This is a genomic window from Acidiphilium iwatense (assembly GCF_021556475.1).
Taxonomy (GTDB): Bacteria; Pseudomonadota; Alphaproteobacteria; order Acetobacterales; family Acetobacteraceae; genus Acidiphilium; species Acidiphilium iwatense.
Genome location: NZ_JAKGBZ010000004.1, coordinates 88,454 through 115,390, shown reverse-complemented (window position 1 = coordinate 115,390; position 26,937 = coordinate 88,454). Strand labels below are relative to the sequence as shown.

The following is a 26,937-nucleotide window of genomic DNA, read 5'->3' as shown; positions in this document are numbered from 1 at the left end:
CGGTGGCGCGTCGGCGGTCCAGCAAGGGCGACTCTGCCGGCCGCACAACCCCGGCGCGCCGGGGCCGGCCGCCGCGCCTCGCCCATCTCGTTGCCGGCAGTCCAGCCAGCCAGCGCCGCGCGCGGTCCACCCTCGCGGAAGGTGCCGCGTCGGCGCCGGCCGAACCCGGCCCCTCGGTCAGCGATCCGGACATTCTGTGTCTGCCGAATCCCGAATGGCTGCCCCACCGTTTGACCGTCAGCGGCCCCGCTGGCGATATTGCCGGATTCCGGCCGGCCGCCAGCGGCCCCGGCCAGATCGCGTGGGCGAGCGACTATGAACGCTATCGCGACGACTGGACCAGCCGGCTGCTGGGTCTGTGCGCGGGCCGCCCGGATCTGTCCGCCGAGCATGCCCGGGCGCTGGCGCGGGAGGTCAGCGCGGTGGTCGAGATGCTCGATTTGGCGGCGGCCGATCAAATCGCGATGGCGCGCTGTCCGCTCGACCTCAACGCGCTGGTGCCGCTGCCGGAGTCGCTGCGTCGGCTTGGCCCCGAGGATCCGGTCGTGGTCGCTTGGCAATGGCGGCATTGGGGCACGACCTGGATGCTGCGCGGGGTCGAGGAAGAACCGGTCGACCGCGCCGAGATCCGGATTCCGTCCGAGCACGCGGCTGTGAGGTTTCGGTTCTGGGCGGCCGACTGGACGCCGTGGCGCGCCCTCGACGCGGTGCGTCGGCGCTGGCCGGCGCTCACCTTGGCTCTGCGCCTGCTGACAGTCGCCGAATGAGCGACGCCGTGGTTGCGACCTGACGAGACGAGCATTCCGAAGCATCGGACATCGTGGCTTGGAGGCGCGCCCTGCGGCGCTGGGCGGTGGCGACCGCGGCGAGTCGGCGATATTCGATCCCTTTGGCCAGAATACGCAGGTTCTCGACGTGACTGGAGTGCGCCGGCGTTCCGAACCAGACGGGCCAACTCGACGCCCGCAATCCGGCGAGTGCCCGCGCGCGAAATTCAACGGGCGCGGCACTGCCGCCGAGCGCGCGTGCCAGCGGATCGAGATGGCACCGGCGCTCGCAATCGGGAATATTCGTCGCGAGATAGAAGAGCAGGGTCGACAATGCCCGCTGGCGGGGGGACGCCGCCGTCGCGTTGGATATGGGAGCCTGCCCCAAAGCCGCATGGCATGTCGTGCATCTTACCTCCGGGTCTGCATTACGCTGATCCAAAATGGAAATTGCGCTGTCGCAATTCCAGCATCGCTCGTGCAGGCGGCAGGCATGTGTCACGCAGACTGCGGCATGAGCGAAACGCCAGGCGCGCGCGAATGACGGGATGCCGGGAGCCCGCAGGCACCGAGGACAATACTGCAGCACCGGACGCGATCTACCCAGCCGATCACGGCCCTTGCGCGTCAAAAGAAAACGGCCATCGCGGAGCAAGACCTCCTCGCCGATGGCCGCGGGCGTCTGGGCAACGGTGCCAGGGATCAGCAATCCTGCAGCCAGATGATCGGCGGTATGACCCGACAGAGTCGCAAGCCGCTGCAGCGTGGCGGGCGCGATGTCCCGGTCGATATCCTCAAGGGTTTCACCCACCGCGTCCCGGACAAACCGCCGTGGCGGGATGCCGGCGGCGATCGCTGTCCGCCACAACCAGCTGCTGAACAATTCGCCGCCGCGTAGCTTGGGTCGTTGCGGCCACATCGTCGGTCGCGGCGCCGGTGCCAGCGGCTCCAGTGCCAGCCGGTCTCCGCTTGCTTCGGTCAAAATGGCCGGAGCGCGCGGCAAGGCGCCTTCCGTGCGTGACCCGAACCACGAGGTCAGGTTGCGACGCAATTCGATGACCGGGTCGGCACCGGTGGTGGCGATTTGGCGCAGCAGGTCGACGATCCTGGCTTGAGCGGCGGGGTCGAACGTTGTGAACCACGTCTGCGCGACCGCTCTCAACGCGGCGTCGTCCTGAATCTGCACTTGCGGCGCCACGGCGTCATAAATCTGGCGCGAGAGCGACGGCTTCGATTCGCTCCGGCGAGGCAGGCTGGGCGCGGGCGAGCTTCGCGGCATCAATGCGCTCGTGACCGGTTCGGATCGCTTCGATCGCCGCCTGGCGGAGCAGATTGGCGATGCCGCCGATCAGCCCATCCGCGGCCAGCAAAAGGTTGTGTGCCAGAACGGGTTCTGTCAGTCCGGATCGGTGCCGCAGTGGGATCATCTGCTCGAAAGTCACCAGTAGCCTGGCATATTCGGCGTCCTCGAACTGCCAGCGTGGCAGGGTCAGCAGTTCGAACCGGTTGGCGAGTTGCTCGTCCTGCCGGAATACATAGGCAATCTCCTTGGTTGCGAAGCAGCCCAGCGAGATTCCGGTGACGGAGCCGAGATTACGGAGTTCGATCAGCAGGCTGCTCACCCCGGCGCCGCGAATATTGTGCAGGTCGTCGATCAGCAGCAGGCGCAAACCGACATCGGCCATGGCCCGATAGGTTTCGCTGCGGAGTTGGGCGATGCTGCATCGGAGCTTTGGTTCGCGGCCGAGCGCTTGCAGAATCGCGGACAGCAGCAGGGGAATCCGCGGCCCGTTGGGAGCCTGGATCAGCGCGACGGCAATCGCGGCCCGTTCAGCAGCCGGATCCTCCGCCATCGTGTGACGGGCCAGGAAGCGGCGGGCGATGGCAGTCTTGCCGTTGTTGCTTGCGCCGACGATCAGAAGATTATCCGGACGCATGCGCCGTTCCGATCGCAAGATTCGCTCCAGCCGGTTATGAGCGTCCCGCGCGCGTCCGTAGCCGATCCAAAGATCCCGGTCGATGCAAGTGATTCGTTGGGCGTCGGTCAACGCCAGTAACCGGCGGGTCGCGGCATCAAGATGCAGCGCCTCTGCCGTGGCGCTCACCTAAAGACGCTCCACGTCGTCGAAAGGCGCAACCGCAGATTCCGACCAATGCGGCGTCGACGCCACGGCGACGGGGGAGGTGGTGACGGTTTTCGCCTCTTTCGCGGACACGGGCGTACCCCACGCCGCGCGCGCCGCTTGAACAGTGCGCTCTGCCTTCCGGCGCGCCGTCGTCGATCTGGCGGTGGCTTCGATCGCCCGGATCTGGGCAAGGTTGTCGAACAATCGTCGCTCGGTCCGATCCCGCACGGCTGAGGTCTGAAACGCCCGGCGCGATGCGATGCTTTGAGCCAAGGTCATGTCCGGGTGGGGCACGCGATACGGAACGGCGAGATAGTCGTCGGCATTCTCATCGAGCAACCAGACGCGCGCCAAGCTGCGCGGGTCGTAGACGACGATCCGTTCGACCCGGCGCTGGTTGTCGCGCTGCCAGAGCGGCAGCAAATCGACCGAGCTGTAATCGACCCGGAACAGTCGGATGCCACCCCGCGACAGCGCCCGCTTTTCAAATGGCAGGAAGTCTAGCAGCAGACGCTCAGTGGGCAGAAGCGGTGGAATCCGAGCGGCGTCGGGCAACCCGGGCTGTCGGTAGTATGCGAGATAGCGATCCATTGGCCGCTCGCCGACCCCATTGTGGGTTGTGTGGTTGTAGCTGTCGATCGCGAGGGTCAAGATGCGCTCCAGTTCCGGCAGGCTGAGACAGGCGCGCTTGCCGGAATTGCACTCACCGCGCTCGCCGATGTTGCTGAACGTGGTGCCGGGCAATTCATGGACCATGCGCATCATCGTACCGATCAGCCGTTCGATCGAGCCATGCTGTTCGGGCCAGCCTTTGGCTCGGATCTTGGAAGCGATACCGTAGCGCTGCAGCCCGCGCTGAATGCCGCGCGCCTCATTCTCGGGGCCCTGGTCGTATTCCAGCGTTGCCGGCCGCCCATAAATCGGCCAGCGTACCCCCGCCAAACCGCGCCGGGCTAGCCAGTCCTCCTTGGGCAAGCACGCATGGACCAGACAGGCTGCGACGGTCAGGGTCGACGCCGCCTCGAGCAAGAGCGAGAAGCCGAGGACGGCACGGCTATAAACGTCGATCGCGAAGGTCGCGGTCGGCCGGCCGATGACGGTGCGATCGCCTTCGCGGACCAGCTGGATGTCGCACGGCGTGCTGTCGATCTGCACGCGTTCCCAAGGTGCCGAGGCGCCTGGATGGGCGCCTATCAGCAAGCGCATTGCCCTTGCTGCTTTCGGGCCTTGGCGCCGGCGCGCCAGCCAGATCTGGTCCTCGTCCCGGACCCTCGACTTTACGCTATTGTAAGCCGGCGTCGGCAGGTCGGCCGCCTTGCAGCGCGCGCCGATCTCCCGGTGCAGCCGGTTCAGGCTTGAGCGGCTCGGCTTGGCGTAATACTCGCGAACCGCCTGGGTGATGATGGCTTCGACGGTCTCGTTGAGGCGCCGGGCGCGCGGGCGCCCGGATTTCGGCAGAAACCGGCGCACGCTGTCGTCGCCGGCACCAATCTGCCGCAGCATCGCCCAGATCCTGCGGCGCTTGAGGCCCAGTTCCGCCGCGACGGCATCGACATCGCGGCCGGTCCGGTTTGGCTGGCGGGCAAGCCTCGTCATGAGATCTCGGCGGCGAGCCGCCTCGGCCCATTGCGCATCAGTGTATTGCCGCTCATCGACGACGCACGGCAGGGGTCTGCTCGGATCGACCAATGGAACCGAAATCCTGGTCGGGTCGACCGATACCGTCTCACCGCCGGAATTGCGCAGCAATACGGCGTCCGGCCCGAGCAACTGGAAGACACGCCAGCGCCTCCCAGCGTGTTCCACCTCCATTCCGATAACCAGAGGGCGTTCCATCGAGCGGCTTGCCTCACCTCGAAGCATCCTACACTGCGAGGAGCGCCCGGAGAAAGCGGTAAATGGGGGCTGCGAGGCATCGAGAAATCGGTGCGCGGCTTGCGCCGAATTTTAACCGGCGAGCTGCTCGCCGAATTCGGTCTTGGTGCCTGCGGCGACCATGATCCCGCCGAACGGTTCCGCTTGCCGAAGCTCGACCCGACCCTCGCGCGCCAGTTCCAGGCCCGCCGCCAGGGTGCTGGCGATGGCCCCACGGATTCGCAAGCTCCGCTTTGCCGCATCCGCAGGGATCGGCGGCAGGAAGACCAGCAGATCGCCGCCGTCCGGGAGCTTATCGAGCATCGTGAGCAGCCGCGTACGGGCTTGGATCAGAGTCCACAGCGCCGGACGTACCGGACGATAAACCTCCTCAGCGCGTCGAGCCGGCCGGCGCAGCCAATCGATGTAAGCCTGGAACAGGCTGGCGAGATCGGCGACCACGACAGAACCGACCGGGACGTGGTCGTCACCGCGCCCGAACATGTCGCGACCAAGCTGTGGCCGTGCGTCCAGCCAGGCGGCCACGGATTTCACGATATCGAGTTCGGCCAGGCGGTCGGTCAGAATCCGCCCGGCCAGCTCGCCTTGCCTGGCTTCCTCCAAGTCATGCGGCAGCAGCAACCGGGATTTGAGCCACGTCAACCACGCGGCCATGACCAGCCACTCGGTCCTGCGCGCGATGTCGGCACCTGGTCTCTCGGTCACCGTGGCCACGAACTGGTCGACCAGGGTCAGGATCGAGATGCGTGTGAGATCGACCCGTTGCCGCCGCGCAAGGTCGAGCAACAGATCGAGCGGGCCCTCGAAGCCATCGAGCCGAAGATGCACGCGATCCGATGGGCTGATCGAGTCCTCGTCCATCCCGCAATGCTACGCCCTTCGAACGGTTTTTGGCATCTCAATCAGCCGAGCGAAACCAACGAGTTGCCCCGCAGGCCATCGAGGACGACCCGGATCTTCTCTTCCGCAGCACCCGGCGGGTCGCCCGTCGGATCTCCCGGATCGCCTGCTCTCCTGCCGTCGGACTTAGAACGGATTTCTGGCTCAACTTCACTTGATATGCGGCGGTGGAAAAGTAGGCCACGGGGCGGCGGTTCCGCTCGGCCGATTTCCACAATGCTGCCGGTCCGGGTGCTGCGCGCAGCCGCCTCGCTCAGCTCGACGTAATGGGCGCGTCCGTCCGCGCCGTCGATGACCAGGTGCACGCGGTCGCCCCTCTCGTCGCTCGCTAGCCCCTTGCCGATGACCGGACGATTGGCCAAGTCGTCAAGCACGACAGTAATCTCCCGCCCCGTGGACGAGGCCGTGCTCGGTGATCACCTGGGGCATCGTCTTGATGATGTCGCCACACTCACCCAGCTCGCACCGCGTCTGCTCCATGCGATCCGACAATGACCAGCGCGCCGGCTCCTCCGCCTGCGCCAGCCCCATCCGTGTGATCGATCACAACGCGGAAATCAATCTTGCCCAGACCTACCGTTAACCCGAACAAGTTGACGACACCTCCGCCGCCTCACGGCGCCGGTCGATCCCGGCCGACCGGCTGTTCGGCATGCCCTGATCAGCTTCCTGCTTCTGCCGGAACGCCAACAATTATGACTTATTGCAAATTTCGGTTGCGGTAGAATCTTTCGGCCCCTTCGAGCATAAATCATAGCCGAACAAGGGCCGGATTGACGGTGAGCGATAGATATAGGGGTGACCCCATGGGTCTGTCGGAACTTTCCCCTTGAGATAGGGGCCGTTCCATTGGCTAACACCCACGGGCTCCGCAACCAAGGCCTTGAGTCCCTGAGCCGTGGTGGGGTAGGATCCAATGTCCAGCCTATACAAATCGAGAACGCTTTCGAAGCGAGCGATCGACTGCTTCGCCACCGATACGCGCGCCCTGCCGAGCTGATGAAAAATGGCGGGGGCGACAATCCCGATCAGAAGTCCCAAAATTACGATGACCACCAGCAGTTCGAGCAGCGTGAAGCCCTGCTCGCGCGCTCTTTCCAAATCCCTGCATCGCCGCCCCATTTGGCCTCCGGTCGCTTCCTGGTCGTCAAAGAGCTTTTATCCGCTTGCATAACGGGATAGCAATATTCCAGTCATCTATCGGTCTCCCATCATGGCAAATCCTGATCTCATCACGATCCTGTTTTTCGTAGGCGCATGCATCGGAAGTTTTGCTGGGGTCCTTGTCTATCGCCTACCACGCAGGCTGACAATTTTGAGCGGCCGGTCGATCTGCGAAACTTGTTCGGTACCGATCAAGGCTTTCGACCTGGTACCCATAGTGAGCTTCCTCCGACTGCGGGGCCGATGCGGGGCTTGCGGGGCGAGAATCCGACCGGAATTGCTCGCAATCGAACTGGTTTCGGCGCTCCTTGGTGCTGTTTCCGCGTGGCTTTATCCATCGCCATGGCCTGCATCGGCTGCCGCACTGCTCGGATGGGGATTACTGGCGCTCGCCTGGATCGACGCAAAATATTTCTTTCTCCCCGACGTGATCACCGTGCCTCTGCTCCTGCTTGGACTTGCCGCCACCTGGCAATTAGAGCCGGCGGATTTCACCGGACATCTGATCGGTGCCCTGTCCGGATACCTGGTCATTGCCGGCGTCAATTCGTTGTACAAGTCGGTACGACACCGGGACGGGATTGGCCACGGAGATGCGAAGCTTATGGCTCTCGCGGGCGCTTGGGTTGGATGGCAGCCTTTGCCCTGGATTGTCCTTTCGGGAGCGATTTTAGGAATCGCCTCGGCCATTACGGCACGATTTCTGAGACACCAGGATCTGACGCCGACAACCCGCCTGGCGTTCGGAGCGTGCCTGGCTCCAGCCGTATTCGCGGCGTATCTGCTGAAAAGCAGCGCCCTGGCCATTGGCCTATAAAACCAGCCGGGCCGCCAAGATCACTCCGGTGTATCGTCGCGCCACAGCACGAAATAAGGTCGAGCCGGGTCGCCGGTGATGCGAATGACGGCCTCGGTATGCTCATGCTGCCCATCGACGCTGAATCGCGCGTCGATCGAAAATGCCCAGCCGGTGATATTCGTGCCCGGAACCAGTCGGCCACGGACAATTTCTCCCGCCGTAACGCCGGCCTGACCGTTAAGCCGGTCACGGACGATCGATTCCGCGGTCAGACGATCGATACCGGCAATCGATTGCAGTGCAAGCAATGGCGCGGTGGTCCGATCGACCCGGCCGCGGGCGCTATAGACGGTGATCGACGACGCAATCCGCCGGTACAGGGTTCGGGTAATTCCCTTCACCCAGGTGATTTCCGCGATGCTCCGGAAAAAACGGTGAATGATCGCGCCTTTGCCGGCCGTCCGCCACACGATAATGCGTCTCGCCTCTTCACTCGCAGGGGCTGGGCCGAGGCCGGCCGCTTCAAAGAACCGCGTCAGCGTTGCCGAATCGGCGACATTCAGATCGACCTTGCCGAATTCACTCGTGACCTTGATCCAGATCTTGTGCCCGAGAATGCTGGTGACCTGCCCGATGCCGTCAACACGCGGTCGGGTCGGCTGCGCAGTGTCCAGCAAGGACACGGCGGTCAGCGTGATCACCGCATCGGCCAGTGCATGCATTTTGGAGGCTTCGAGCGCCGCGTGTGCCGCCCGCACGCCGGGCTTCGTGGCCAGCACCAGGCCCAGCGCCAGGACCGCCAAAATCGCCAGTCCCAGGATCACGACAAGCAGCACGAACCCGGATTCGCCGTCCCTTCGCGCGGCATCGCGCATCAGCGCCATTGCACGTCAGGGAGCTCGCGTCTCAGATCGTCGGTCATGGCCTGGATGGAACTGACCGACTGGACAACGTGGGGCGTGAGCATGATCAGCAATTCAGTGCGGGTGCCGGAGGTGTCGTGATTGGAAAACAGGAATCCGAGAACCGGAATATGGCGCAGGATCGGGATGCCGCTGTTATCGGTCGTGGTGTTGGACTGAATAATGCCTCCCAAGGCGACCGTCTGGCCATTAGGGACCGCCACGACGGTGCTGATCTTTCGCTCGGTGATGGTGGGCGAATCCAGGGTCGACGTCGTCGTCTTCGAGACGTCGCTGACTTCCTGCGAAATATCCAGGGTGACGAGCCCGCCTGCATTGATCCGCGGCGTTACATGCAGAATGACCCCGGTCTGCCGATATTCAATCGTATTCACCAAAGGCGCACCAGTTGTCACTGTGCTTTGTGCGGACTGCGTAACGATCGGCACGTCGTCACCGACCTGGAGTTCGGCGGGCTGATTGTTGAGGACCAGCAACTTCGGCGCCGATATGACGTTGACATGGGTGAGATCTGACAGTGCATTCAGGGCAAACTGAATGTTCTGACCAGGTGCCAATATCGCGGAAAATCCTGGAAACTGCTGCGCGATCGCTCCGGCGGTGCCGAGCGTATTGATGCTCTGCACCCGTCCCGACTGGAAAAAATATTGGATGCCGTACCGCAATTCGTTGGTTAACGTTACCTCGGCGACAACCGCCTCGATCATGACTTGTTGAGGTTGGGTATCCAGTTCGACGATCGCCCTTTGCAACGACCGGTATTGATCGGGTGTCGCATAAATCAACAAGGAGTTGTTCGCGTTGTCGGCGGTGATCCGTGGCGATTGACCGGAATCCGAATTATCGATGCCCCCCTGCGCGCTACTGGTCGGATCGCTCGGCATCGTTCCTTGGGCTCCTTGACCACCATACAAGGTCGGCGCCAGGAGAGCGCTGGCCGGTGACGATTGCGCCGATAGGCCGTTTGGCTGTGGTGCAAGAGGCGAAACCTGACTTGCCATACCGCTTCCAGGTTGCCCCGACGCGGGTGGTGCGGAACTCTCGGCGGCATTCGCGCTGCCCAGAAGCTTGTTCAATATCCCGGCGATATCCGCGGCACGGCCATTTTGCACGTGATAGACAAAGACCTGCCGTGCATCCGATGCCTGCTGCTGGTCCAGGCGTCTGATCCAGCCCTTGACCTGAGACAAGTAGCGATCCTGTGGCGTGATGACCAGAATCGCATTTAGCTGGCTGATGACGATCAGCCGGACAACACCGTTCAGCGGGCTGGCCTTGCCGCCAATAATCTGGTCGACCTCCGCCGCGACCGACGCGGCCGACGCATAGTGCATCGGCAGCAACGCATAGGACATTCCGGCCAGCCAATCGACATCAAGGAGCCTGACATTGTCCGCGATCGCGGCGCGCTCCTGGGTCGTGCCCGCCACGATGAGCAGATTGCGCGCGGCATCAACCTGGATCTGCACCCCTGGCTGAACCAGCGGTTGAATCAGTTTGTCCACCTCGGCCGCATTGGCATAGCGGAGCGGGATGACCTCGTAGCCATAACCCGGCGTCTGAGGTCCGCCAGCCACCGAGAGATTGCCGGCGCCGGCCTGAGCGGCGACCGCGAGCGGCACGATGTGATAGCCGTCAGCTTCGCGCGTCAACGCCAGCTTTGCCATCTGCAGGCTGGTTTCCAGGGCGGGAATCACTGCGCTGCGGGGCAATGGCCGGGTTGTTTGCAGGGTGATTTTGCCATGCACACCGCCATCGATCGTGTAATTCTCCTTGAGCACTTCGCCGAAAATCGTGTGGACAACGTCGGCAATGTTGGCGTTCACGAAATCGAAGGTGACCCCATGCCGGTTCCCCGGTGAGATCTTGGCTGCCTGCGTAGGTGGCACGATCATCTGACCGGTGCCATGCACTTCATACCCGATAGCAACTGGATTGGTCGGACGCGGCAGTGCGATGCCGGTGATCGGGGCCGGAATTCGATTGTAGGTCGCGGCAACTGGCGCCGCCGCTTGTGACACAGGCGTTATCGGCGCGGCCTGGCGCGTGCAGCCGCCTAGGGCGGCAACACCGCCAAATACGAGGCCAAGGCGCAGTGCCAAGGCAAGGTTGGCACGGATCACCGCCCGGCCTGAGATGGCTGTGGCAATGGCGGGACCTCGGACGCAAACCCAGGTGCCGGGGCCAAAGGTCCAGGCACCGACGCCGGCAGAACCAGCTCGGCCCTGGCATGGCCCGATCGGAGCAGCAGCCGATCCCTCAATATTTTCTTGACCACCCAATCCCCCAGAACCGCCCCCGGTGTGATCTGCCGCGGCTGTGCGCTACCGGGCAATATCACCAGGGCGGCAGATTTTGAACCTGAATGCAGAACACCGAGCAAAACCATACCGGAGGTCGAGGGTAGCGGTTTCGGTGTCTTGATCGCGGCCGCGGGTTTCTGATCGGACCGGGGTGGCGGACGTCGTGTCTTCACAAACAACGGCCGCGTCTCCAGCTGATGGATATTGGGGAGTGCCGTGCCGGTCTGAATCGTCGGCGAGGCAGGGATTGATCCCGATGGCTGGCTGGACCGGGAAAACCGGGGAATCGGCGCGAGCCAGATCAGGGCGGCAATGCCTGCCAGCGCGCCGGCGATGACAGCATCATGTCTGGGAAGCAGGGTCGGGAATCGTGTCATGACGCGTCCCGAAACCCCTCCACTTGCAGCTGAACATCGAGCGGCCCTGTATGGGTCCCCATATCGGTCGAGCGGAGGTCAAGCGCCCTGACCACCAGAAACGGCTTCTGGACTGCGAGCGCCGCAAGAAATCGCGGCAACCGCCGCGCCGCGAACCGGCATGCCAGCGACACGGTCAGAACCTGCAGATGATGGTCGGACCGCGCCGGGTCGATCGCGCTGCTCAGTATCTGCCCGCCATTCTCCGTTACCAAAGCTTGTACCGTGTTCTGAAGCCTGGCGCCGGCAAGTTCGGCCGAGCTGCCAGCGTACAGCATCCCTTGGCCGGTCAAGGTGGCACGCGCACGGGCAAGTGCAGCCCGATAAAGGGGACGTTCGGCGACCAATTTCTGATAGCGACGGGCGAGGTTTGCATTATTGGCTGCCTGCTCAAGCGATGCCGAGATCGGATCGGCAATCAGGATCACGATCACGGTCGCCGGCACCAGGACAAGGAGGCCGGCGACTCCGCGCAAGGCAAGCTTTCGGACAGCGCTCGTACTCATGCCACGTGCTATCGCAGATTCAACACGATATCAAACCGAACACCGCCGGTTCCAGGCGAAGGGATGAGCGGCGCCTCGAACCGCACGTCGCTGAACAACGGCGACACGGAAAATACCCTTAGCAGATCGCTGGCATCGCGCGCGGTGCCGACCAGCCGCACGGTTCGATCCTGGATGTCCAGTTCCTGGAGCCAGGCATCGTCGGGCAGCAGGCGTGCCACTTCCTCGGCAACCACGGCAGCAGAGGGCCGGTGACGTGCCGCCGCCAGAAAAGCGAGCTTACCATTCAGTACCGTGAGCTGTTTACGGAGCGGCTCGATCCCGGCCGCCTCCTTGCGGGCGGCAAGCATGGCGGCCTGCCGATCCCGCGCAAGTCGTTCAGCCCAGTGCTGGGCTCCCAGGACCGCGGTCAGGATCAACAGGCTCGCAACGAGAACCCTCAGATAGTGCCGCTGGCGCCGCCGGGTCAGCCAGATCTCCCGCCAATGCCTTGCGAGAAAGCGACGGGCGAACCAGGGACCGTATTCGGTCGCGAGATAGACCGCTTCGGGCTCGAGCCCGGCCTTCATTGTCTCGCTCCGGGCGGCTTCGATCGTTTCAACCCGGATGATCGCCAGTTCGACCAGCATCCGCGACGCGGCAAGGTCGCGCCGCGCCACCCGGAAATCGATCCGCACCTGGTCCGGCGGCAGCGGAATATGGCGCGGCGCCTCAAACCGCATCAGCCCGGCCAGGCGAAACCGCGAGACCAGCGGCAGCTCGATCCTGCGGACCAGAACATCCTGGGGCGGGACGGATATCGCAACCGGTGAAGTCTCGTGGCCGGTCCATCCAATAGCGGGAGCTTCGGGCTGAACGATCCGCCAGCCTTCCGCACCGAAGCGCTTCCGCCATTTCGGCGGCAGGGCCGCCAGAAGCTCGCGCAGCCAGGTCTCGCCCAGCACTTCGAGAGCGACCGCGGGGTTCTGCCTGGCGAGAGATGTCATGGCTCGGCTACCGGCCCGCACAGCGATGGGTGGCGACGTCGATCATGCAAGTCACGTCGGCGTCGATCCCCGGATGGATGACCAGTGCGGGCCAGGACCGCCGGTCGCCCTTCGGGAAAGCGACCCGGATGGCGACCAGGCTGGGCGGGGACAGGCGTGCGATCCAGCTATCCTGCCAGCGTGGCGTGCCTCCACTGCGGGGACGGCCGAAATAAGCGATTCTCAGAGACGCCAGTCCCCTCGCGAAACCGGCTGTGCGTGTCGGGCCGGGAGTCGGCGTCGCGAGGGCGGTCCGGATCAGGATCGCCGCCTTGCCCTGTCGCCGCGCGAACGCCAGGTGAAATCGGGCCATGCCCTGTCCCTGCGCATCGAGCGCGGGGGCCAGGAACGTCATTCTATCGGACGTGCCGGTGAAATCGACGCTGCCGGCGTGGCCGTGGACGACGAACGCCGGATAGGCGCGGCCGAGTTCGCGGGTTAGAATCCGCCGGAAATCGGCGAAATCCCGCTGGTTCGTCGTGACCGCCGTCACTCTTGCCCGAGCGGCGATACCCAGCGAGATCACCCCGGCAAGCACCGCGATCAACATGCCTGACAGAGCAAGGACGACCAGCATTTCGAGGAGGGTGAATCCATCGCTGCCTCGGTGTTCGGCAGATCGGATCATGATGCGGGTTGCCGGGGCGCGACCCGCAACGTGCGCCACTGGCCGATGACAGGACCGGATCGCGCCGCGATCGAGAGCACGACCCGGTCGAGTGGCGGGGCGGTGCGGGGACCGGGGTTCGGCGCGACCGAGAGGCGCCAGAACAAATTGTCCTTGTGGCCTCTGGTGACGCCGAGCCGTAATGGCGTATCGCGGCCAAGGCCGGCGAGCAGGGAATCGGCCAGGGCCACGGCATGGTCTTCGGTGGCGATCCGTTCGGCTCGGGCAAGGCTGTCGGCAATCGCCCCGGTCAGCAGCCCCAGCGCAAGGCCCAGAATGACCAAGGCAACCAAAACCTCAAGAAGGGTGAAGCCTTCAGTGGGCACTTGATCGGCTTGAATTATTCTGTCGCAAGTCATTATGGTCCAAAAATCGATGCATACCGTTTACAATGCCTGCCACAATGTAGTTTGCACTCAGCGAGCATTGCTACGTCAGATGAAGAACAGCCGGGGTATCGTCGCCAGATACAACCAAATCGCCAGCAGTTTTACGGCTTCGTCCTGCTTTCCTTCATCCGCCCCTGGGTCTGGTTTGTTCATTCCGTGTAGCATCGGGTTCACGCTTTTACCTGTCAAAGTCTATTTCGAGTCGGGTTAGCACGTGAGGTTCATCGCAGCAGGATGATATGAGATTTCCGACATTGCAAGAGAAGCGACGGTTCTGATCGACGCCCGTCGGGTCACTTCCATAGCGCAGGCCCGCTCGGCTATGCTGCGCGCGACTGGTCGGCGTCCACATGAATCTCTTCTCCAACTCAGTTTTGATAATAAAACGTTCAAAATATTACTTCAGTAGTACATCTATATAATGTAGGATTACGAAGAATAGTACAGCAAATAATATGAATATATTAAATAATTTATTTGATTTATTCCAATAATAAAACAAATTTCCCCTATTTTTGTCGTTAAAAAATCCCGTCGGTAGCCCCCTCGGCTTTATCCCACCGGTATTTTTTAATTTATCTTTTTCTTTATTAAATTTTATAGAAGAATATACCCCAAGCAATATGATTATTCCTAAGAAAAGTGGGCCTAAAATATCTGAAAAATTCCTCATGGTAAAATAGATGTTTGTGTTTTTGCTACACTAAATCCAATTTTCTCCGATGGACCCCCAGAAACTCCTTCAAAACTCCCCGATTTATCAAAATTTAATGAAACAGAAGCTTCACCTCCAGCGAATGTTACTGAAGTTCCTGCGCCTGCCAAATTGCCAATATTTATTCCATAAACTTGGGAAACTCCCGCAGCTAATCCTGCCGTGGGTCCAAACGAAACATAAGAGCCTACAACTTTTCCTCCTGGAGAATAATATACACCCATACCTTCTGACACTCCGGCACCTACCGTACTTTCAGCTTGTACACCGCCATAGACATATAGCTGATCAAGAGGCTGCTCGGCGGCCGCTTGGCCAGCCCCAAATACCGCGCCATATAACGCACGTCCTTCCGCCTCGGCATAGGAACTCACACCCCCAGTGATTCCGCCGAAGCACCCCCCGTTTGCGCATTGGTTATAGAGATATCTAAGTTTCTCCGGCGCCTGCGGCCCTACCGTTGGCGAGTTTTCCAAGGCAAACCAACGGGTTGGCGCGGCGGAATCGAAGAAGGCGGCATCCTCCCGGTGTAAAATTTCTCAGGTGCGTAGTTTTGCCCGGAGACGCGATAGTTGCAAGAGGCACGAGTATGCGGCCGGGGCCGTGGGTGTGGCGCGGCCGGGAGAGCGGCTAAGAGGGAGTTGGGGTTAGGGCCGGTGCCCAGCGTCCGGCCGGTGCGCGCTCTCAGATTTCGGCGGATTTCTGCCGGTTTAGTTTGGCGGGATGGGTGGCGTCGTGGATTTCCTTGAGCTTGGCGATGCTGACCTGGGCGTAGATCTGGGTGGTGGTCAGCTTTTCGTGGCCGAGCATGACCTGGATGAACCTGATATCGGCGCCGTTTTCCAGCATGTGGGTGGCGCAGGCATGGCGGAACAGGTGGCAAGCGCCTGGCTGGTGGATGCCGGCGGCTTGCAGATGCCGTTTCACGAGATCGCCCAGTCGGCCAGGCTCGAACGCCTTGCCATCATCATCGAGGAACAAGGTCTGATCGTCATGGCCGATGGCGAGCAACGGCCGCACCTCGTCACGGTATTTGTTCACCCAGGCACAGGCCCGCGCCCCGATCGGCAGCAGCCGGTCTTTGGCGCCCTTGCCCAGCCGGACCATCAGCGCCCCGCGCTCGGTATCGACCTCATGCAGTTTTAGCCCCACCACCTCCATGCGGCGGATACCGGTCGAGTACAGGGTTTCCAGAATCGCCCGCGCCCTGATGCCCTCATGCGTGGCCGGGTCGGCCTGGCCCAGCACCGATTCGATCTCGGCGATGGTCAGCAGCCCTTTGGGCAGGGTTTTTGGCTTGCGCGGCAGGTCCAGATCGGCCGCCGGATTGTAGAGCAGGTGGTTCTGCCGGGTGAGCCATTTGAACCAGGCTTGCAGCGGCAGCAGCATGTTGAGCTGCGAACTGGCGCCCAAAGGTTGGCCGTTACGCTTGCGATGGTGATAGATCGCGCGCTGGTAGCGTTCCAGAATTGGCCGCGTGATGTCCTGCGGCCGGGCCAGCCCACGCTCGCCGCACCACTGGATAAACCGGCCGATGGCAAAGCGTTGCTGTTCGATTGTCCGCGCCGAGTAGCCGGTCACCGCCTCCCATTCATGGAACGCAGCTTGATACGCGGTCAGCAGATTTTGCGCGGGCGGAGGTGGTGGCGGTTTGCGCCGGGCCACGCGAGGGCGGGGCATCGGCTCACGCCGAAGCGGCTAAGGGAAGGATGGCGGTTTGCGAGTATGACCCGGCATGGCCGTTCACCCGTAGGGGGTGCGATTCCGGCTCTGGCTCCGGGGATTCCTCAAAACCCTTTTCTGCGCCTGGCTTTGCGGGTGATTTGGCAACCCGCGAAGGGGCCGCGTTGGCCCCGCCATGCCCCCGCGATGGCCCCGCCAACTGTGGCGTTTCACCCCGCGAACTTGCCGTCATAGGCGCGGAACAAAGCGAGTCCACCTCGATCAACCCCGGCAGATGCGGCGCACCGGCCGCGATGTCGCCATCGAACAACAACTCATACTCAAAACTCTGGCCTCGGCTGCCGCGATGGGTCAGCAAAAATTCCAGCGCGGCCAGGCGGTCCAGATGCAGGCGGCATTGCGTGTCAGCCAGGCCCGCCCGCCTGCGAATGTCGGCCCGGCTGAACCGCACGTCATTTGGCCGGATCGCTTTGGCGTTCGCCGATTCCTGCACATGGGCAAAAACCACCGCCAGCATCCGGCGGGTCTGCGGCGGCAATTCGTCCAGGCTGCGGCCCAGCACCTCATGCGCCAGCCGATTGGCGATTTCGATATCGGCCAGCATCGTCTCGACATATTCCACCGGCTTGCTCTCGACCACGGCGCTGCGGATGGGGCGCTGGTGCTGGTGCAGCAGCGTGATGGCGTCGATCAGCGTCAGATATTTCTCATGGTCGCGCCGTGTGCGGGTGCGGTCGTCCAAAAAAGTGAGCCGGTCGGCGTAGGGATTCACCACGGCGAGCGGGCGCAACAGCCGCTGCGCGTTGCGGTGCAAATCCAGAATCGCCTGCTTCTCATGCCGGCGCACCAGCCCGGCCAAGGTGCGCTTTTGCCGTTGCAGCCGGTGGATGGCGCGGGTCTGTTCGCGGTCCTCATCCACCGCCAGCACCAGGCAGCGATTCATCAGCTCCTCGTCAATATCAATCGCCGTGGTCGTCATCATCAGCATCACCGGCCCCTCGACCCGGTATTCCTGCGTCACCAGGTTGCCGGTCTTAGGATCGCTGCCGGTGCTGGCAATGGTCAGCTCGCCCTCCGACTGCAAAAGTTTGAGCGCGTAGCTTGCCCGCGCCGCGCCCTCCTCCTCGGCAAGTGCGAGAATCCGATGCTTCAGGCTGATCTCGCCCATGTAGAACAGGCTTTGCCCCGTCATCGCGCTGTACTGCACACGCTCCTCCGGCGGCACGAAGGCCAGCACCGCCTCCATCAACGCCGATTTACCGGCCGCACTCGACGATTGAATCACCACAGCCAAGGGTGATGCCAATTTGCGCGAGACTGCCGCCAGATAGCCGACCAACTTGTTGGTGCCTTCGCCAGCGATGCCGCAGGCATCAAAATCCGCCAGAATTCTGGCCAGCAAATTCTCGCTTTTCAGCAGGGCAAGGGCGGCGTGCCGTGCTTCCTCGTCCATCGTCACGGCCTCGGCCAGTTTGGGCGCCAGGGCCTTCTTGATCGCCTCGTCCTGCAACTCCTCCAGTTTCAGCAGCACCCGGCCGAGATCGGCCTTCAGCACATCCTCCGGCACCTGCAACTCTATCGCCGCCTGGGTCAAAAAACTTGTACGCGCGCGGGCATTATACAGATCGAGCGCATCGACATGGAACGCGGCCCCGCAAGAGGCCAGCAGATTCACCTTCAGCACGTCATGCGCCAAATTGCGGGCCAAGCCACGCACCCGCCAGCGCCGATCACCAAAACTGAACACCGTTTCCGTCTCGCTCACCTCGGCCGGGATGTCCTCCGCCGGGGCCGGAACACGCGCCGCTGGCAAAGGCGCCAGGGGCAAAGCGGCAACCAGCTCGGGTGTGTCTTCTTCCTTAGCGGCTAAGGGAAGGACGGGGTTCGGTCGGAGGCTGATTGGCTCCGGCCCGGTTGTTTCCGGTGAGGACAATGGCGGTTCGGGGAGCAAAAGATCGCGCGGCGCGCTGGTGATGGCGGGCGCCTGGCCTTGCCCCAGCCACACCGCCTTGCGAATCAGTACACCCAGCGACTTGGCGGCGGGCGTCACCTTCAACGCATATTCCGCCGCATCCATCCCTTTCGGGAACTCCACCCGGTAGGAGCAAAAACCTTCTTTCCTTAGCCGCTCGCTCACCTCGCCCGCGCCCCGCTCTCCGGCCGGGTCACGGTCGAAGGCAATCAGTACGCGCAGAATCCCGGCGCCGCGGAACGCCGCCAGATGATCCTCGGTAAAACCGCTTGTGCCGTAGCAGGCCGTCACATTGCGGAACCCCGCGCACCAGAACGCCATCGCGTCGATCAGCGACTCGGTGAGGATGATTTCTTCGCCAGCCGCCGCGATGCCGTCCAGATTCCACACGCCCTTGTGCGGGCCGGGCAGATAAAGATGCTTCGGCGTACCGGGGCGCAGATCGTCGCGCAATTTGCGGCCATAAAGCTCGGTGACGTTGCCGCCCTCATCGAGAATCGGCACCACCAGGCTGCCGTTAAAATGCTCGTGCCCGCTCTCCCGGTAAATCCCGATCCGCTCCAACCGGGCGCGTAAATCGGCGCCCGCCTTGCGGGTCTTTTCCGGCAGGCGAAGCCCCAGGGTCCGGTTCGCGTAGCCCAGCCGGAATTTTTGCACCAGCTCGCCATGCACCAGGCCGCGCGCCTGCAAATAGGCCAGCGCCTCCGGGCTTTGCTTCAAAGTCTCGTGGTAATAATCCACCACCTGGTTCAGCAGCGCCTGGTCATCGGCATCGAACGACACCGGCGGCGGTAAGGCCCGCATTGGGGTCCGCTTCACCGTCGACTCCGTCACCGGAGCAAAACCCTCGCGCAAAAGTTCGATGGCATGACGGAAGCTGACCCCGTTGCGCTTCATCACCCAGTCAACCGGCCCGCCAGCCACCCCGCAACCAAAACAGTGGAACAGGTTTTTATCCGGCGTCACCACCAGCGAGGCGGTGTCCTCCGCATGGAATGGGCAACACGCGGTGTAGTCCTTGCCCCGGCGCGCCAGCTTGATCCCGGCCTCCTCAATCAGCCGGACCAGCGACACTTCCACCTTTAGCCGCTCTAATTCTGATGCCGGGATACGGGCCATGAGCGATATTTCCTCCAAAACACGTCAATAGACAATTAAGTCTATTTATGGTTATCCTTATAGGTGAAGATTCGCAAGCCGTTTTCAGAGGGGGTGTACGATGATTGCCATCCATAATGGAACGGCGAGGCTGGATATGACGATGTTTGCAGAGCGGTTGCAGAGCACCCGCAAGGAGCGCAAAATTACCCAAATACGGCTGGCTGACATGCTCAGTGTCAACCCAAGGGTCTATAATCGGTGGGAGCGTGGCACTGCGGTGCCGCAACTCGATACCATCGTCAAAATTGCCGATATTCTCGGCGTTTCCCTCGATGTCCTGGTCGGGCGGGAGAAGAGCACGCACCAGCCGGTCATCCATAACCTCAAGCTGCACGCCATGCTCAATGAGATCGACGCATTGCCCGATGAGGATCAAAAAGCTTTGGTGATCCTCATGGATAGCCTGATCAAGCGTTCAAAAATCGACCGGGTGCTCGCCGCTTAGCCGCCTTCATCATCTGAGGATCAATCATGCCGAACATCCAACCCTTGCTCGAAAAAATTCAGGCGCTGCCGGTCGAGCGGATCGCCGAGATCGAGGATTTTGTCGAGTTCATCGCCGCCCGCGAGCAGGAGCGTTCGCTCACCCGCGCCGCCGGTGCCGTGAGTGCGCCCGCCTTCGCCGCGATCTGGAACAACCCGGAAGATGACGCCTACGATGCCCTTTGAGTTTGGCGATGTCGTCCTCGTCCCGTTCCCCTTCACCAGCCAGACCGCATCAAAGCAGCGGCCCGCCGTCGTCGTCAGCAATCTGGCCTACAACCGCGTCAAGCCGGATATCGTGTTGATGGCGATCACCAGCCAGTTCCGCCCCAGCCCCACCCTCGGGGAAGTTTGGCTCCGCGACTGGCAGGCGGCCGGCCTGCTCAAACCCTCCGCCGTCAAGCCGGTTTTCGCCACGCTGGAACAAGCCCTCATCATCCGCCAGCTCGGCACGCTCGTCACCGCCGATCAGGCCGCTCTCAAAAGTTCAATCTCTCAGGTTTTGGCGTAACGGGGCCGCCAGCACATGAAGTCAGTGCTGCATCTTACGGGCCGGTTATGTTTTTTATCGAGGTACCAAAAGCACCAAGGGTGCATTGGTCCATATAGCTCACCTTGCTGTCTCTCTGCTGTCCCTCTTCTGTCTCTCTCGTGTCTCTCTTCTGTCCCGCTTCGCGGCAACAAAACCGCCCGTTCTTTGTTCGGACTGGCAAAAACTTGTTCTTCGCCCCGTCCCTGGGAGCAAAAACCCAGAAGGCGCATTTTTGAGGGTTTTGGCCGGGTTTTCGTTGCACGTTCAAAGTATCCGCTAGGATGCCTTGGTCTGTAGTAAACGCATAACATAATACCACAACAAAAAGCCGGGATTAGCCCGGAAGTGACCTCAGAAAGAACAACGGATTGATGCTCTGAATATAGCTCAGAATGTAGCTCAGACGAATCTTCAGAATGATCCACTGAATGATGGCGGGCGATCATTGAGCTGGAGATGGTTTAGGTCTCTCCAGGCCGCGCCTTACGATAACCCGATCTCGATAAAAACCGGGCAGCGGCCGTCCCGAATAATTCATCCGTCTGGCGCCACTGATCAAGCAGTTCGTCTTGCTCATCGCGGGGCATGGTTTCCCACGCGACAGCAAACGCCGCATCCTCCTGGGCCTTTACGGCATCCTGGTCGGCTCTCCAGGCCGCGAGTTCGGCTTTGCGCTCGGACGTCGGATTCGCGCGTCCACCGGGGCGGACCTCGCTGACTGCCTTGGCCAGGTTGGTCGCCGTCCAGGGGTTGCCCGTGCGGTACATAATCCCAACCTCGTTCAATGCCGACGCCACCGCCGCCCAGCTAAACCGCTCCTCGCGGTTCAGTTTTGTCAGCCGATCCGCATTGTCCCGTAGCCACGGCGTGATCTGGCTCCCCGGCCGCCAGACCTCACCGAGCCGGGAAGCCAATGCCGATATCTCAGCCGGTGTAAAAGTCGCGGGCTTGGGCATGACGGGAGGATAAGGCAAAAGCCAGGCGCCAGGAACTTAATTCAGTGGATCGTTCCGTGCATCGTTCGGCATCAGGGCGCCCGGCAGAAAATTCCGTTTCCGGGTTCGGTTAGGGGCCGTTTCCGCGCCCCGGCCAAATCCAGAATCCCGCAATGCGCGCAGGCCGTCAAAGGATGGCCGCACCAGCGGCCACCGCCGCAGGCGGCGCGGAGCCACGCACAGCCCAAAGGGCGAGCATGGCGAGCGTCCTTGATCGGACGAGCACATGAAGGGAGGATGGAAGCAAGGAGGGCGTCAGGTTAATCGCGTTTTTTATAGCGCCTGTCCCGAAAGCCCTCTGAATCAGCGTTACTAAAGAGGCAAAGGGTTTGAGGAATAATGGGTGCGGGCAAAAGCGAGCGCACGCTTTTCTGCATCAAGCAATTTAGCTGCTTCTGGCCCTTGCCCTGACCGATATCTTCTATCAAGCCCCAAAAAAACGTCATGGATTTCAGGCGGTAAAGGCTTGATCGAATCAATGCTACATAAGGCGCTCTTGTTACCCCACTTCGCAAAACCAGTTTGCCGGTCGAAATCAAGGCATATTTGACGGGTTATGTTTCTGGCTTGAATGTGTGTACTTGTGATTGCCGTGACTAAGCATATAATTTTAGCGCCACTTGCACTTGCGGCATGAAAAAAATCTCCGACGGACAAATCCAAAATGGTTTTGGCATGATCTGTCATTACTTTGACCTCAAATTCTCATCCAAGATTACGATCAGTCCCCATCCCCAATCTCGAAATGTTCCATTGTCTCAGATTGTACGGAGCGAGGTTCATCTTCGAGGCCAAGCATTCTAAGGGCGCAGTCATAGCAAAGTATCCTACCACTAACATTATACCCTCCCGTTGTGCCCCAAGAGCCACCGTTCTGACAGCCAGCTGAAAATCCTTCGCATGCGTAATCCCCAGCTGCGGCCATCATAAGTGGTGGGCCACCAAGCTGCTGGAGTGGCGGGCCACCAAGCTGGGTATTGTTAACGCTGGTAAGCTGGGTGTCATTGACCCCGAGTAAGCTATCGTAAAAATTCTGTGTTTCGCCGGTGACTGCGTCGAAGGCCGACTCAATCTGACCGCTAATGTATTCCAGTCCTTGGCCGATCTGATCTAACGGGTTCTGCCCATTCGCCTCTGCTTGAGCAGCGCGACTAAAGAGATATCTAAGTTTCTCCGGCGCCTGCGGCCCTACCGTTGGCGAGTTTTCCAAGGCAAACCAACGGGTTGGCGCGGCGGAATCGAAGAAGGCGGCATCCTCCCGGTGTAAAATTTCTCAGGTGCGTAGTTTTGCCCGGAGACGCGATAGTTGCAAGAGGCACGAGTATGCGGCCGGGGCCGTGGGTGTGGCGCGGCCGGGAGAGCGGCTAAGAGGGAGTTGGGGTTAGGGCCGGTGCCCAGCGTCCGGCCGGTGCGCGCTCTCAGATTTCGGCGGATTTCTGCCGGTTTAGTTTGGCGGGATGGGTGGCGTCGTGGATTTCCTTGAGCTTGGCGATGCTGACCTGGGCGTAGATCTGGGTGGTGGTCAGCTTTTCGTGGCCGAGCATGACCTGGATGAACCTGATATCGGCGCCGTTTTCCAGCATGTGGGTGGCGCAGGCATGGCGGAACAGGTGGCAAGCGCCTGGCTGGTGGATGCCGGCGGCTTGCAGATGCCGTTTCACGAGATCGCCCAGTCGGCCAGGCTCGAACGCCTTGCCATCATCATCGAGGAACAAGGTCTGATCGTCATGGCCGATGGCGAGCAACGGCCGCACCTCGTCACGGTATTTGTTCACCCAGGCACAGGCCCGCGCCCCGATCGGCAGCAGCCGGTCTTTGGCGCCCTTGCCCAGCCGGACCATCAGCGCCCCGCGCTCGGTATCGACCTCATGCAGTTTTAGCCCCACCACCTCCATGCGGCGGATACCGGTCGAGTACAGGGTTTCCAGAATCGCCCGCGCCCTGATGCCCTCATGCGTGGCCGGGTCGGCCTGGCCCAGCACCGATTCGATCTCGGCGATGGTCAGCAGCCCTTTGGGCAGGGTTTTTGGCTTGCGCGGCAGGTCCAGATCGGCCGCCGGATTGTAGAGCAGGTGGTTCTGCCGGGTGAGCCATTTGAACCAGGCTTGCAGCGGCAGCAGCATGTTGAGCTGCGAACTGGCGCCCAAAGGTTGGCCGTTACGCTTGCGATGGTGATAGATCGCGCGCTGGTAGCGTTCCAGAATTGGCCGCGTGATGTCCTGCGGCCGGGCCAGCCCACGCTCGCCGCACCACTGGATAAACCGGCCGATGGCAAAGCGTTGCTGTTCGATTGTCCGCGCCGAGTAGCCGGTCACCGCCTCCCATTCATGGAACGCAGCTTGATACGCGGTCAGCAGATTTTGCGCGGGCGGAGGTGGTGGCGGTTTGCGCCGGGCCACGCGAGGGCGGGGCATCGGCTCACGCCGAAGCGGCTAAGGGAAGGATGGCGGTTTGCGAGTATGACCCGGCATGGCCGTTCACCCGTAGGGGGTGCGATTCCGGCTCTGGCTCCGGGGATTCCTCAAAACCCTTTTCTGCGCCTGGCTTTGCGGGTGATTTGGCAACCCGCGAAGGGGCCGCGTTGGCCCCGCCATGCCCCCGCGATGGCCCCGCCAACTGTGGCGTTTCACCCCGCGAACTTGCCGTCATAGGCGCGGAACAAAGCGAGTCCACCTCGATCAACCCCGGCAGATGCGGCGCACCGGCCGCGATGTCGCCATCGAACAACAACTCATACTCAAAACTCTGGCCTCGGCTGCCGCGATGGGTCAGCAAAAATTCCAGCGCGGCCAGGCGGTCCAGATGCAGGCGGCATTGCGTGTCAGCCAGGCCCGCCCGCCTGCGAATGTCGGCCCGGCTGAACCGCACGTCATTTGGCCGGATCGCTTTGGCGTTCGCCGATTCCTGCACATGGGCAAAAACCACCGCCAGCATCCGGCGGGTCTGCGGCGGCAATTCGTCCAGGCTGCGGCCCAGCACCTCATGCGCCAGCCGATTGGCGATTTCGATATCGGCCAGCATCGTCTCGACATATTCCACCGGCTTGCTCTCGACCACGGCGCTGCGGATGGGGCGCTGGTGCTGGTGCAGCAGCGTGATGGCGTCGATCAGCGTCAGATATTTCTCATGGTCGCGCCGTGTGCGGGTGCGGTCGTCCAAAAAAGTGAGCCGGTCGGCGTAGGGATTCACCACGGCGAGCGGGCGCAACAGCCGCTGCGCGTTGCGGTGCAAATCCAGAATCGCCTGCTTCTCATGCCGGCGCACCAGCCCGGCCAAGGTGCGCTTTTGCCGTTGCAGCCGGTGGATGGCGCGGGTCTGTTCGCGGTCCTCATCCACCGCCAGCACCAGGCAGCGATTCATCAGCTCCTCGTCAATATCAATCGCCGTGGTCGTCATCATCAGCATCACCGGCCCCTCGACCCGGTATTCCTGCGTCACCAGGTTGCCGGTCTTAGGATCGCTGCCGGTGCTGGCAATGGTCAGCTCGCCCTCCGACTGCAAAAGTTTGAGCGCGTAGCTTGCCCGCGCCGCGCCCTCCTCCTCGGCAAGTGCGAGAATCCGATGCTTCAGGCTGATCTCGCCCATGTAGAACAGGCTTTGCCCCGTCATCGCGCTGTACTGCACACGCTCCTCCGGCGGCACGAAGGCCAGCACCGCCTCCATCAACGCCGATTTACCGGCCGCACTCGACGATTGAATCACCACAGCCAAGGGTGATGCCAATTTGCGCGAGACTGCCGCCAGATAGCCGACCAACTTGTTGGTGCCTTCGCCAGCGATGCCGCAGGCATCAAAATCCGCCAGAATTCTGGCCAGCAAATTCTCGCTTTTCAGCAGGGCAAGGGCGGCGTGCCGTGCTTCCTCGTCCATCGTCACGGCCTCGGCCAGTTTGGGCGCCAGGGCCTTCTTGATCGCCTCGTCCTGCAACTCCTCCAGTTTCAGCAGCACCCGGCCGAGATCGGCCTTCAGCACATCCTCCGGCACCTGCAACTCTATCGCCGCCTGGGTCAAAAAACTTGTACGCGCGCGGGCATTATACAGATCGAGCGCATCGACATGGAACGCGGCCCCGCAAGAGGCCAGCAGATTCACCTTCAGCACGTCATGCGCCAAATTGCGGGCCAAGCCACGCACCCGCCAGCGCCGATCACCAAAACTGAACACCGTTTCCGTCTCGCTCACCTCGGCCGGGATGTCCTCCGCCGGGGCCGGAACACGCGCCGCTGGCAAAGGCGCCAGGGGCAAAGCGGCAACCAGCTCGGGTGTGTCTTCTTCCTTAGCGGCTAAGGGAAGGACGGGGTTCGGTCGGAGGCTGATTGGCTCCGGCCCGGTTGTTTCCGGTGAGGACAATGGCGGTTCGGGGAGCAAAAGATCGCGCGGCGCGCTGGTGATGGCGGGCGCCTGGCCTTGCCCCAGCCACACCGCCTTGCGAATCAGTACACCCAGCGACTTGGCGGCGGGCGTCACCTTCAACGCATATTCCGCCGCATCCATCCCTTTCGGGAACTCCACCCGGTAGGAGCAAAAACCTTCTTTCCTTAGCCGCTCGCTCACCTCGCCCGCGCCCCGCTCTCCGGCCGGGTCACGGTCGAAGGCAATCAGTACGCGCAGAATCCCGGCGCCGCGGAACGCCGCCAGATGATCCTCGGTAAAACCGCTTGTGCCGTAGCAGGCCGTCACATTGCGGAACCCCGCGCACCAGAACGCCATCGCGTCGATCAGCGACTCGGTGAGGATGATTTCTTCGCCAGCCGCCGCGATGCCGTCCAGATTCCACACGCCCTTGTGCGGGCCGGGCAGATAAAGATGCTTCGGCGTACCGGGGCGCAGATCGTCGCGCAATTTGCGGCCATAAAGCTCGGTGACGTTGCCGCCCTCATCGAGAATCGGCACCACCAGGCTGCCGTTAAAATGCTCGTGCCCGCTCTCCCGGTAAATCCCGATCCGCTCCAACCGGGCGCGTAAATCGGCGCCCGCCTTGCGGGTCTTTTCCGGCAGGCGAAGCCCCAGGGTCCGGTTCGCGTAGCCCAGCCGGAATTTTTGCACCAGCTCGCCATGCACCAGGCCGCGCGCCTGCAAATAGGCCAGCGCCTCCGGGCTTTGCTTCAAAGTCTCGTGGTAATAATCCACCACCTGGTTCAGCAGCGCCTGGTCATCGGCATCGAACGACACCGGCGGCGGTAAGGCCCGCATTGGGGTCCGCTTCACCGTCGACTCCGTCACCGGAGCAAAACCCTCGCGCAAAAGTTCGATGGCATGACGGAAGCTGACCCCGTTGCGCTTCATCACCCAGTCAACCGGCCCGCCAGCCACCCCGCAACCAAAACAGTGGAACAGGTTTTTATCCGGCGTCACCACCAGCGAGGCGGTGTCCTCCGCATGGAATGGGCAACACGCGGTGTAGTCCTTGCCCCGGCGCGCCAGCTTGATCCCGGCCTCCTCAATCAGCCGGACCAGCGACACTTCCACCTTTAGCCGCTCTAATTCTGATGCCGGGATACGGGCCATGAGCGATATTTCCTCCAAAACACGTCAA

The 26,937-nt window shown here is 62.0% G+C and carries 26 protein-coding genes; 5 read left to right on the top strand and 21 right to left on the bottom strand.

Annotated elements, in window-relative coordinates; genetic code table 11:
• Positions 1 to 2 precede the first annotated feature (2 nt).
• Positions 3 to 767 (top strand): hypothetical protein, encoded by a 765-nt coding sequence (locus L2A60_RS03700; protein WP_235703020.1) that lies wholly within the window; start codon positions 3 to 5, stop codon positions 765 to 767.
• On the opposite strand, the gene L2A60_RS03695 is transcribed toward L2A60_RS03700, so the two are convergent.
• From L2A60_RS03695 to gspG, 7 genes are all read right to left on the bottom strand, one after another.
• A complete protein-coding gene (locus L2A60_RS03695; protein ID WP_235703019.1) occupies positions 730 to 2,046 on the bottom strand; it encodes a TniQ family protein in 1,317 nt (438 codons plus the stop codon). The genes L2A60_RS03700 and L2A60_RS03695 overlap by 38 nt on opposite strands.
• Positions 1,970 to 2,872: a TniB family NTP-binding protein gene (locus L2A60_RS03690; RefSeq protein WP_235703018.1), complete on the bottom strand. Its 903-nt coding sequence runs from the start codon at positions 2,870 to 2,872 to the stop codon at positions 1,970 to 1,972. Before L2A60_RS03690 ends, L2A60_RS03695 begins: the two co-directional genes overlap by 77 nt.
• Positions 2,873 to 4,729, bottom strand: a complete 1,857-nt coding sequence (locus L2A60_RS03685) for a transposase family protein (RefSeq protein WP_235703017.1) — start codon at positions 4,727 to 4,729, stop codon at positions 2,873 to 2,875.
• Positions 4,730 to 4,840: 111 nt separating this feature from the next.
• A complete protein-coding gene (locus L2A60_RS03680; RefSeq protein ID WP_235703016.1) occupies positions 4,841 to 5,629 on the bottom strand; it encodes a segregation and condensation protein A in 789 nt (262 codons plus the stop codon).
• 41 nt (positions 5,630 to 5,670) lie between these two features.
• Complete coding sequence (locus L2A60_RS03675; RefSeq protein WP_329603550.1) at positions 5,671 to 6,042, bottom strand: DUF3363 domain-containing protein; 372 nt, start codon at positions 6,040 to 6,042, stop codon at positions 5,671 to 5,673.
• Positions 6,035 to 6,199, bottom strand: a complete 165-nt coding sequence (locus L2A60_RS20855; protein ID WP_407932511.1) for a DUF3363 domain-containing protein — start codon at positions 6,197 to 6,199, stop codon at positions 6,035 to 6,037. Before L2A60_RS20855 ends, L2A60_RS03675 begins: the two co-directional genes overlap by 8 nt.
• A 162-nt stretch (positions 6,200 to 6,361) precedes the next feature.
• Entirely contained in the window at positions 6,362 to 6,769 is a 408-nt protein-coding gene (gene gspG, locus L2A60_RS03670) for a type II secretion system major pseudopilin GspG (protein ID WP_235703015.1), read from the bottom strand.
• A 112-nt stretch (positions 6,770 to 6,881) separates the two neighbouring features.
• Here gspG and L2A60_RS03665 point away from each other — a divergent pair, with 112 nt between their 5' ends.
• Positions 6,882 to 7,649 (top strand): prepilin peptidase, encoded by a 768-nt coding sequence (locus L2A60_RS03665; RefSeq protein ID WP_268920116.1) that lies wholly within the window; start codon positions 6,882 to 6,884, stop codon positions 7,647 to 7,649.
• Between the two features lie 20 nt (positions 7,650 to 7,669).
• Here L2A60_RS03665 and L2A60_RS03660 read toward each other — a convergent pair whose 3' ends face one another.
• The 10 genes from L2A60_RS03660 to L2A60_RS03615 all read right to left on the bottom strand — a co-directional run bounded on the left by L2A60_RS03660 (position 7,670) and on the right by L2A60_RS03615 (position 19,349).
• Positions 7,670 to 8,506, bottom strand: coding sequence for a type II secretion system protein GspK (locus L2A60_RS03660; protein WP_235703013.1), 837 nt, complete (start codon positions 8,504 to 8,506; stop codon positions 7,670 to 7,672).
• Entirely contained in the window at positions 8,506 to 10,677 is a 2,172-nt protein-coding gene (gspD, locus tag L2A60_RS03655) for a type II secretion system secretin GspD (protein WP_235703012.1), read from the bottom strand. Before gspD ends, L2A60_RS03660 begins: the two co-directional genes overlap by 1 nt.
• Positions 10,674 to 11,234 (bottom strand): hypothetical protein, encoded by a 561-nt coding sequence (locus tag L2A60_RS03650; protein ID WP_235703011.1) that lies wholly within the window; start codon positions 11,232 to 11,234, stop codon positions 10,674 to 10,676. The genes gspD and L2A60_RS03650 overlap by 4 nt, the downstream gene beginning before the upstream one ends.
• Positions 11,231 to 11,779 carry a type II secretion system protein GspM gene (gene gspM / locus L2A60_RS03645; RefSeq protein ID WP_235703010.1) on the bottom strand — a complete coding sequence of 183 codons (549 nt, stop codon included), beginning with the start codon at positions 11,777 to 11,779 and terminating at the stop codon, positions 11,231 to 11,233. The genes L2A60_RS03650 and gspM overlap by 4 nt, the downstream gene beginning before the upstream one ends.
• An 8-nt stretch (positions 11,780 to 11,787) precedes the next feature.
• Positions 11,788 to 12,765, bottom strand: coding sequence for a PilN domain-containing protein (locus tag L2A60_RS03640; RefSeq protein WP_235703009.1), 978 nt, complete (start codon positions 12,763 to 12,765; stop codon positions 11,788 to 11,790).
• 7 nt (positions 12,766 to 12,772) lie between these two features.
• Positions 12,773 to 13,432 carry a prepilin-type N-terminal cleavage/methylation domain-containing protein gene (locus L2A60_RS03635; RefSeq protein WP_235703008.1) on the bottom strand — a complete coding sequence of 220 codons (660 nt, stop codon included), beginning with the start codon at positions 13,430 to 13,432 and terminating at the stop codon, positions 12,773 to 12,775.
• The gene (locus L2A60_RS03630) at positions 13,429 to 13,797 is read right to left on the bottom strand and encodes a prepilin-type N-terminal cleavage/methylation domain-containing protein (protein WP_235703007.1); all 369 of its coding nucleotides are present in this window, start codon (positions 13,795 to 13,797) and stop codon (positions 13,429 to 13,431) included. Before L2A60_RS03630 ends, L2A60_RS03635 begins: the two co-directional genes overlap by 4 nt.
• 732 nt (positions 13,798 to 14,529) lie before the next feature.
• Positions 14,530 to 14,949, bottom strand: coding sequence for a hypothetical protein (locus L2A60_RS03625; RefSeq protein ID WP_235703006.1), 420 nt, complete (start codon positions 14,947 to 14,949; stop codon positions 14,530 to 14,532).
• A 310-nt stretch (positions 14,950 to 15,259) separates the two neighbouring features.
• On the bottom strand, positions 15,260 to 16,255 hold the full coding sequence (gene xerC, locus L2A60_RS03620; protein ID WP_235703004.1) for a site-specific tyrosine recombinase XerC: 996 nt from the start codon (positions 16,253 to 16,255) through the stop codon (positions 15,260 to 15,262).
• 4 nt (positions 16,256 to 16,259) lie between these two features.
• Positions 16,260 to 19,349, bottom strand: a complete 3,090-nt coding sequence (locus tag L2A60_RS03615; RefSeq protein ID WP_235703003.1) for a CHC2 zinc finger domain-containing protein — start codon at positions 19,347 to 19,349, stop codon at positions 16,260 to 16,262.
• A gap of 100 nt (positions 19,350 to 19,449) precedes the next feature.
• On the opposite strand from L2A60_RS03615, the gene L2A60_RS03610 reads away from it, so the two are divergent.
• The 3 genes from L2A60_RS03610 to L2A60_RS03600 are packed head-to-tail and all read left to right on the top strand — an operon-like array spanning position 19,450 to position 20,385.
• Positions 19,450 to 19,836 (top strand): helix-turn-helix domain-containing protein, encoded by a 387-nt coding sequence (locus tag L2A60_RS03610; protein WP_235703002.1) that lies wholly within the window; start codon positions 19,450 to 19,452, stop codon positions 19,834 to 19,836.
• Positions 19,837 to 19,862: 26 nt separating this feature from the next.
• Positions 19,863 to 20,060, top strand: a complete 198-nt coding sequence (locus L2A60_RS03605; RefSeq protein ID WP_235703001.1) for a DUF2281 domain-containing protein — start codon at positions 19,863 to 19,865, stop codon at positions 20,058 to 20,060.
• Complete coding sequence (locus L2A60_RS03600; protein WP_235703000.1) at positions 20,050 to 20,385, top strand: type II toxin-antitoxin system PemK/MazF family toxin; 336 nt, start codon at positions 20,050 to 20,052, stop codon at positions 20,383 to 20,385. Before L2A60_RS03605 ends, L2A60_RS03600 begins: the two co-directional genes overlap by 11 nt.
• A 482-nt stretch (positions 20,386 to 20,867) precedes the next feature.
• On the opposite strand, the gene L2A60_RS03595 is transcribed toward L2A60_RS03600, so the two are convergent.
• The 4 genes from L2A60_RS03595 to L2A60_RS03580 all read right to left on the bottom strand — a co-directional run bounded on the left by L2A60_RS03595 (position 20,868) and on the right by L2A60_RS03580 (position 26,909).
• Entirely contained in the window at positions 20,868 to 21,362 is a 495-nt protein-coding gene (locus L2A60_RS03595) for a hypothetical protein (RefSeq protein WP_235702999.1), read from the bottom strand.
• 351 nt (positions 21,363 to 21,713) lie between these two features.
• On the bottom strand, positions 21,714 to 22,088 hold the full coding sequence (locus L2A60_RS03590; protein WP_235703005.1) for a hypothetical protein: 375 nt from the start codon (positions 22,086 to 22,088) through the stop codon (positions 21,714 to 21,716).
• A 731-nt stretch (positions 22,089 to 22,819) separates the two neighbouring features.
• Positions 22,820 to 23,815, bottom strand: a complete 996-nt coding sequence (gene xerC, locus L2A60_RS03585; RefSeq protein WP_235703004.1) for a site-specific tyrosine recombinase XerC — start codon at positions 23,813 to 23,815, stop codon at positions 22,820 to 22,822.
• A 4-nt stretch (positions 23,816 to 23,819) separates the two neighbouring features.
• The gene (locus L2A60_RS03580) at positions 23,820 to 26,909 is read right to left on the bottom strand and encodes a CHC2 zinc finger domain-containing protein (protein WP_235703003.1); all 3,090 of its coding nucleotides are present in this window, start codon (positions 26,907 to 26,909) and stop codon (positions 23,820 to 23,822) included.
• Between the last annotated feature and the right edge of the window lie 28 nt (positions 26,910 to 26,937).

Excerpts from the sequence above, each read along its gene's own strand:
- L2A60_RS03695 (WP_235703019.1), bottom strand. The coding sequence starts at position 2,046 with ATGCCGCGAAGCTCGCCCGCGCCCAGCCTGCCTCGCCGGAGCGAATCG.
- L2A60_RS03685 (WP_235703017.1), bottom strand. The coding sequence starts at position 4,729 with ATGGAACGCCCTCTGGTTATCGGAATGGAGGTGGAACACGCTGGGAGG.
- L2A60_RS03680 (WP_235703016.1), bottom strand. The coding sequence starts at position 5,629 with ATGGACGAGGACTCGATCAGCCCATCGGATCGCGTGCATCTTCGGCTC.
- L2A60_RS20855 (WP_407932511.1), bottom strand. The coding sequence starts at position 6,199 with ATGGGGCTGGCGCAGGCGGAGGAGCCGGCGCGCTGGTCATTGTCGGAT.
- L2A60_RS03665 (WP_268920116.1), top strand. The coding sequence starts at position 6,882 with ATGGCAAATCCTGATCTCATCACGATCCTGTTTTTCGTAGGCGCATGC.
- L2A60_RS03660 (WP_235703013.1), bottom strand. The coding sequence starts at position 8,506 with ATGCGCGATGCCGCGCGAAGGGACGGCGAATCCGGGTTCGTGCTGCTT.
- L2A60_RS03650 (WP_235703011.1), bottom strand. The coding sequence starts at position 11,234 with ATGACACGATTCCCGACCCTGCTTCCCAGACATGATGCTGTCATCGCC.
- gspM (WP_235703010.1), bottom strand. The coding sequence starts at position 11,779 with ATGAGTACGAGCGCTGTCCGAAAGCTTGCCTTGCGCGGAGTCGCCGGC.
- L2A60_RS03640 (WP_235703009.1), bottom strand. The coding sequence starts at position 12,765 with ATGACATCTCTCGCCAGGCAGAACCCCGCGGTCGCTCTCGAAGTGCTG.
- L2A60_RS03635 (WP_235703008.1), bottom strand. The coding sequence starts at position 13,432 with ATGATCCGATCTGCCGAACACCGAGGCAGCGATGGATTCACCCTCCTC.
- xerC (WP_235703004.1), bottom strand. The coding sequence starts at position 16,255 with ATGCCCCGCCCTCGCGTGGCCCGGCGCAAACCGCCACCACCTCCGCCC.
- L2A60_RS03615 (WP_235703003.1), bottom strand. The coding sequence starts at position 19,349 with ATGGCCCGTATCCCGGCATCAGAATTAGAGCGGCTAAAGGTGGAAGTG.
- L2A60_RS03610 (WP_235703002.1), top strand. The coding sequence starts at position 19,450 with ATGATTGCCATCCATAATGGAACGGCGAGGCTGGATATGACGATGTTT.
- L2A60_RS03605 (WP_235703001.1), top strand. The coding sequence starts at position 19,863 with ATGCCGAACATCCAACCCTTGCTCGAAAAAATTCAGGCGCTGCCGGTC.
- L2A60_RS03600 (WP_235703000.1), top strand. The coding sequence starts at position 20,050 with ATGCCCTTTGAGTTTGGCGATGTCGTCCTCGTCCCGTTCCCCTTCACC.
- L2A60_RS03595 (WP_235702999.1), bottom strand. The coding sequence starts at position 21,362 with ATGCCCAAGCCCGCGACTTTTACACCGGCTGAGATATCGGCATTGGCT.
- L2A60_RS03590 (WP_235703005.1), bottom strand. The coding sequence starts at position 22,088 with ATGACAGATCATGCCAAAACCATTTTGGATTTGTCCGTCGGAGATTTT.
- xerC (WP_235703004.1), bottom strand. The coding sequence starts at position 23,815 with ATGCCCCGCCCTCGCGTGGCCCGGCGCAAACCGCCACCACCTCCGCCC.
- L2A60_RS03580 (WP_235703003.1), bottom strand. The coding sequence starts at position 26,909 with ATGGCCCGTATCCCGGCATCAGAATTAGAGCGGCTAAAGGTGGAAGTG.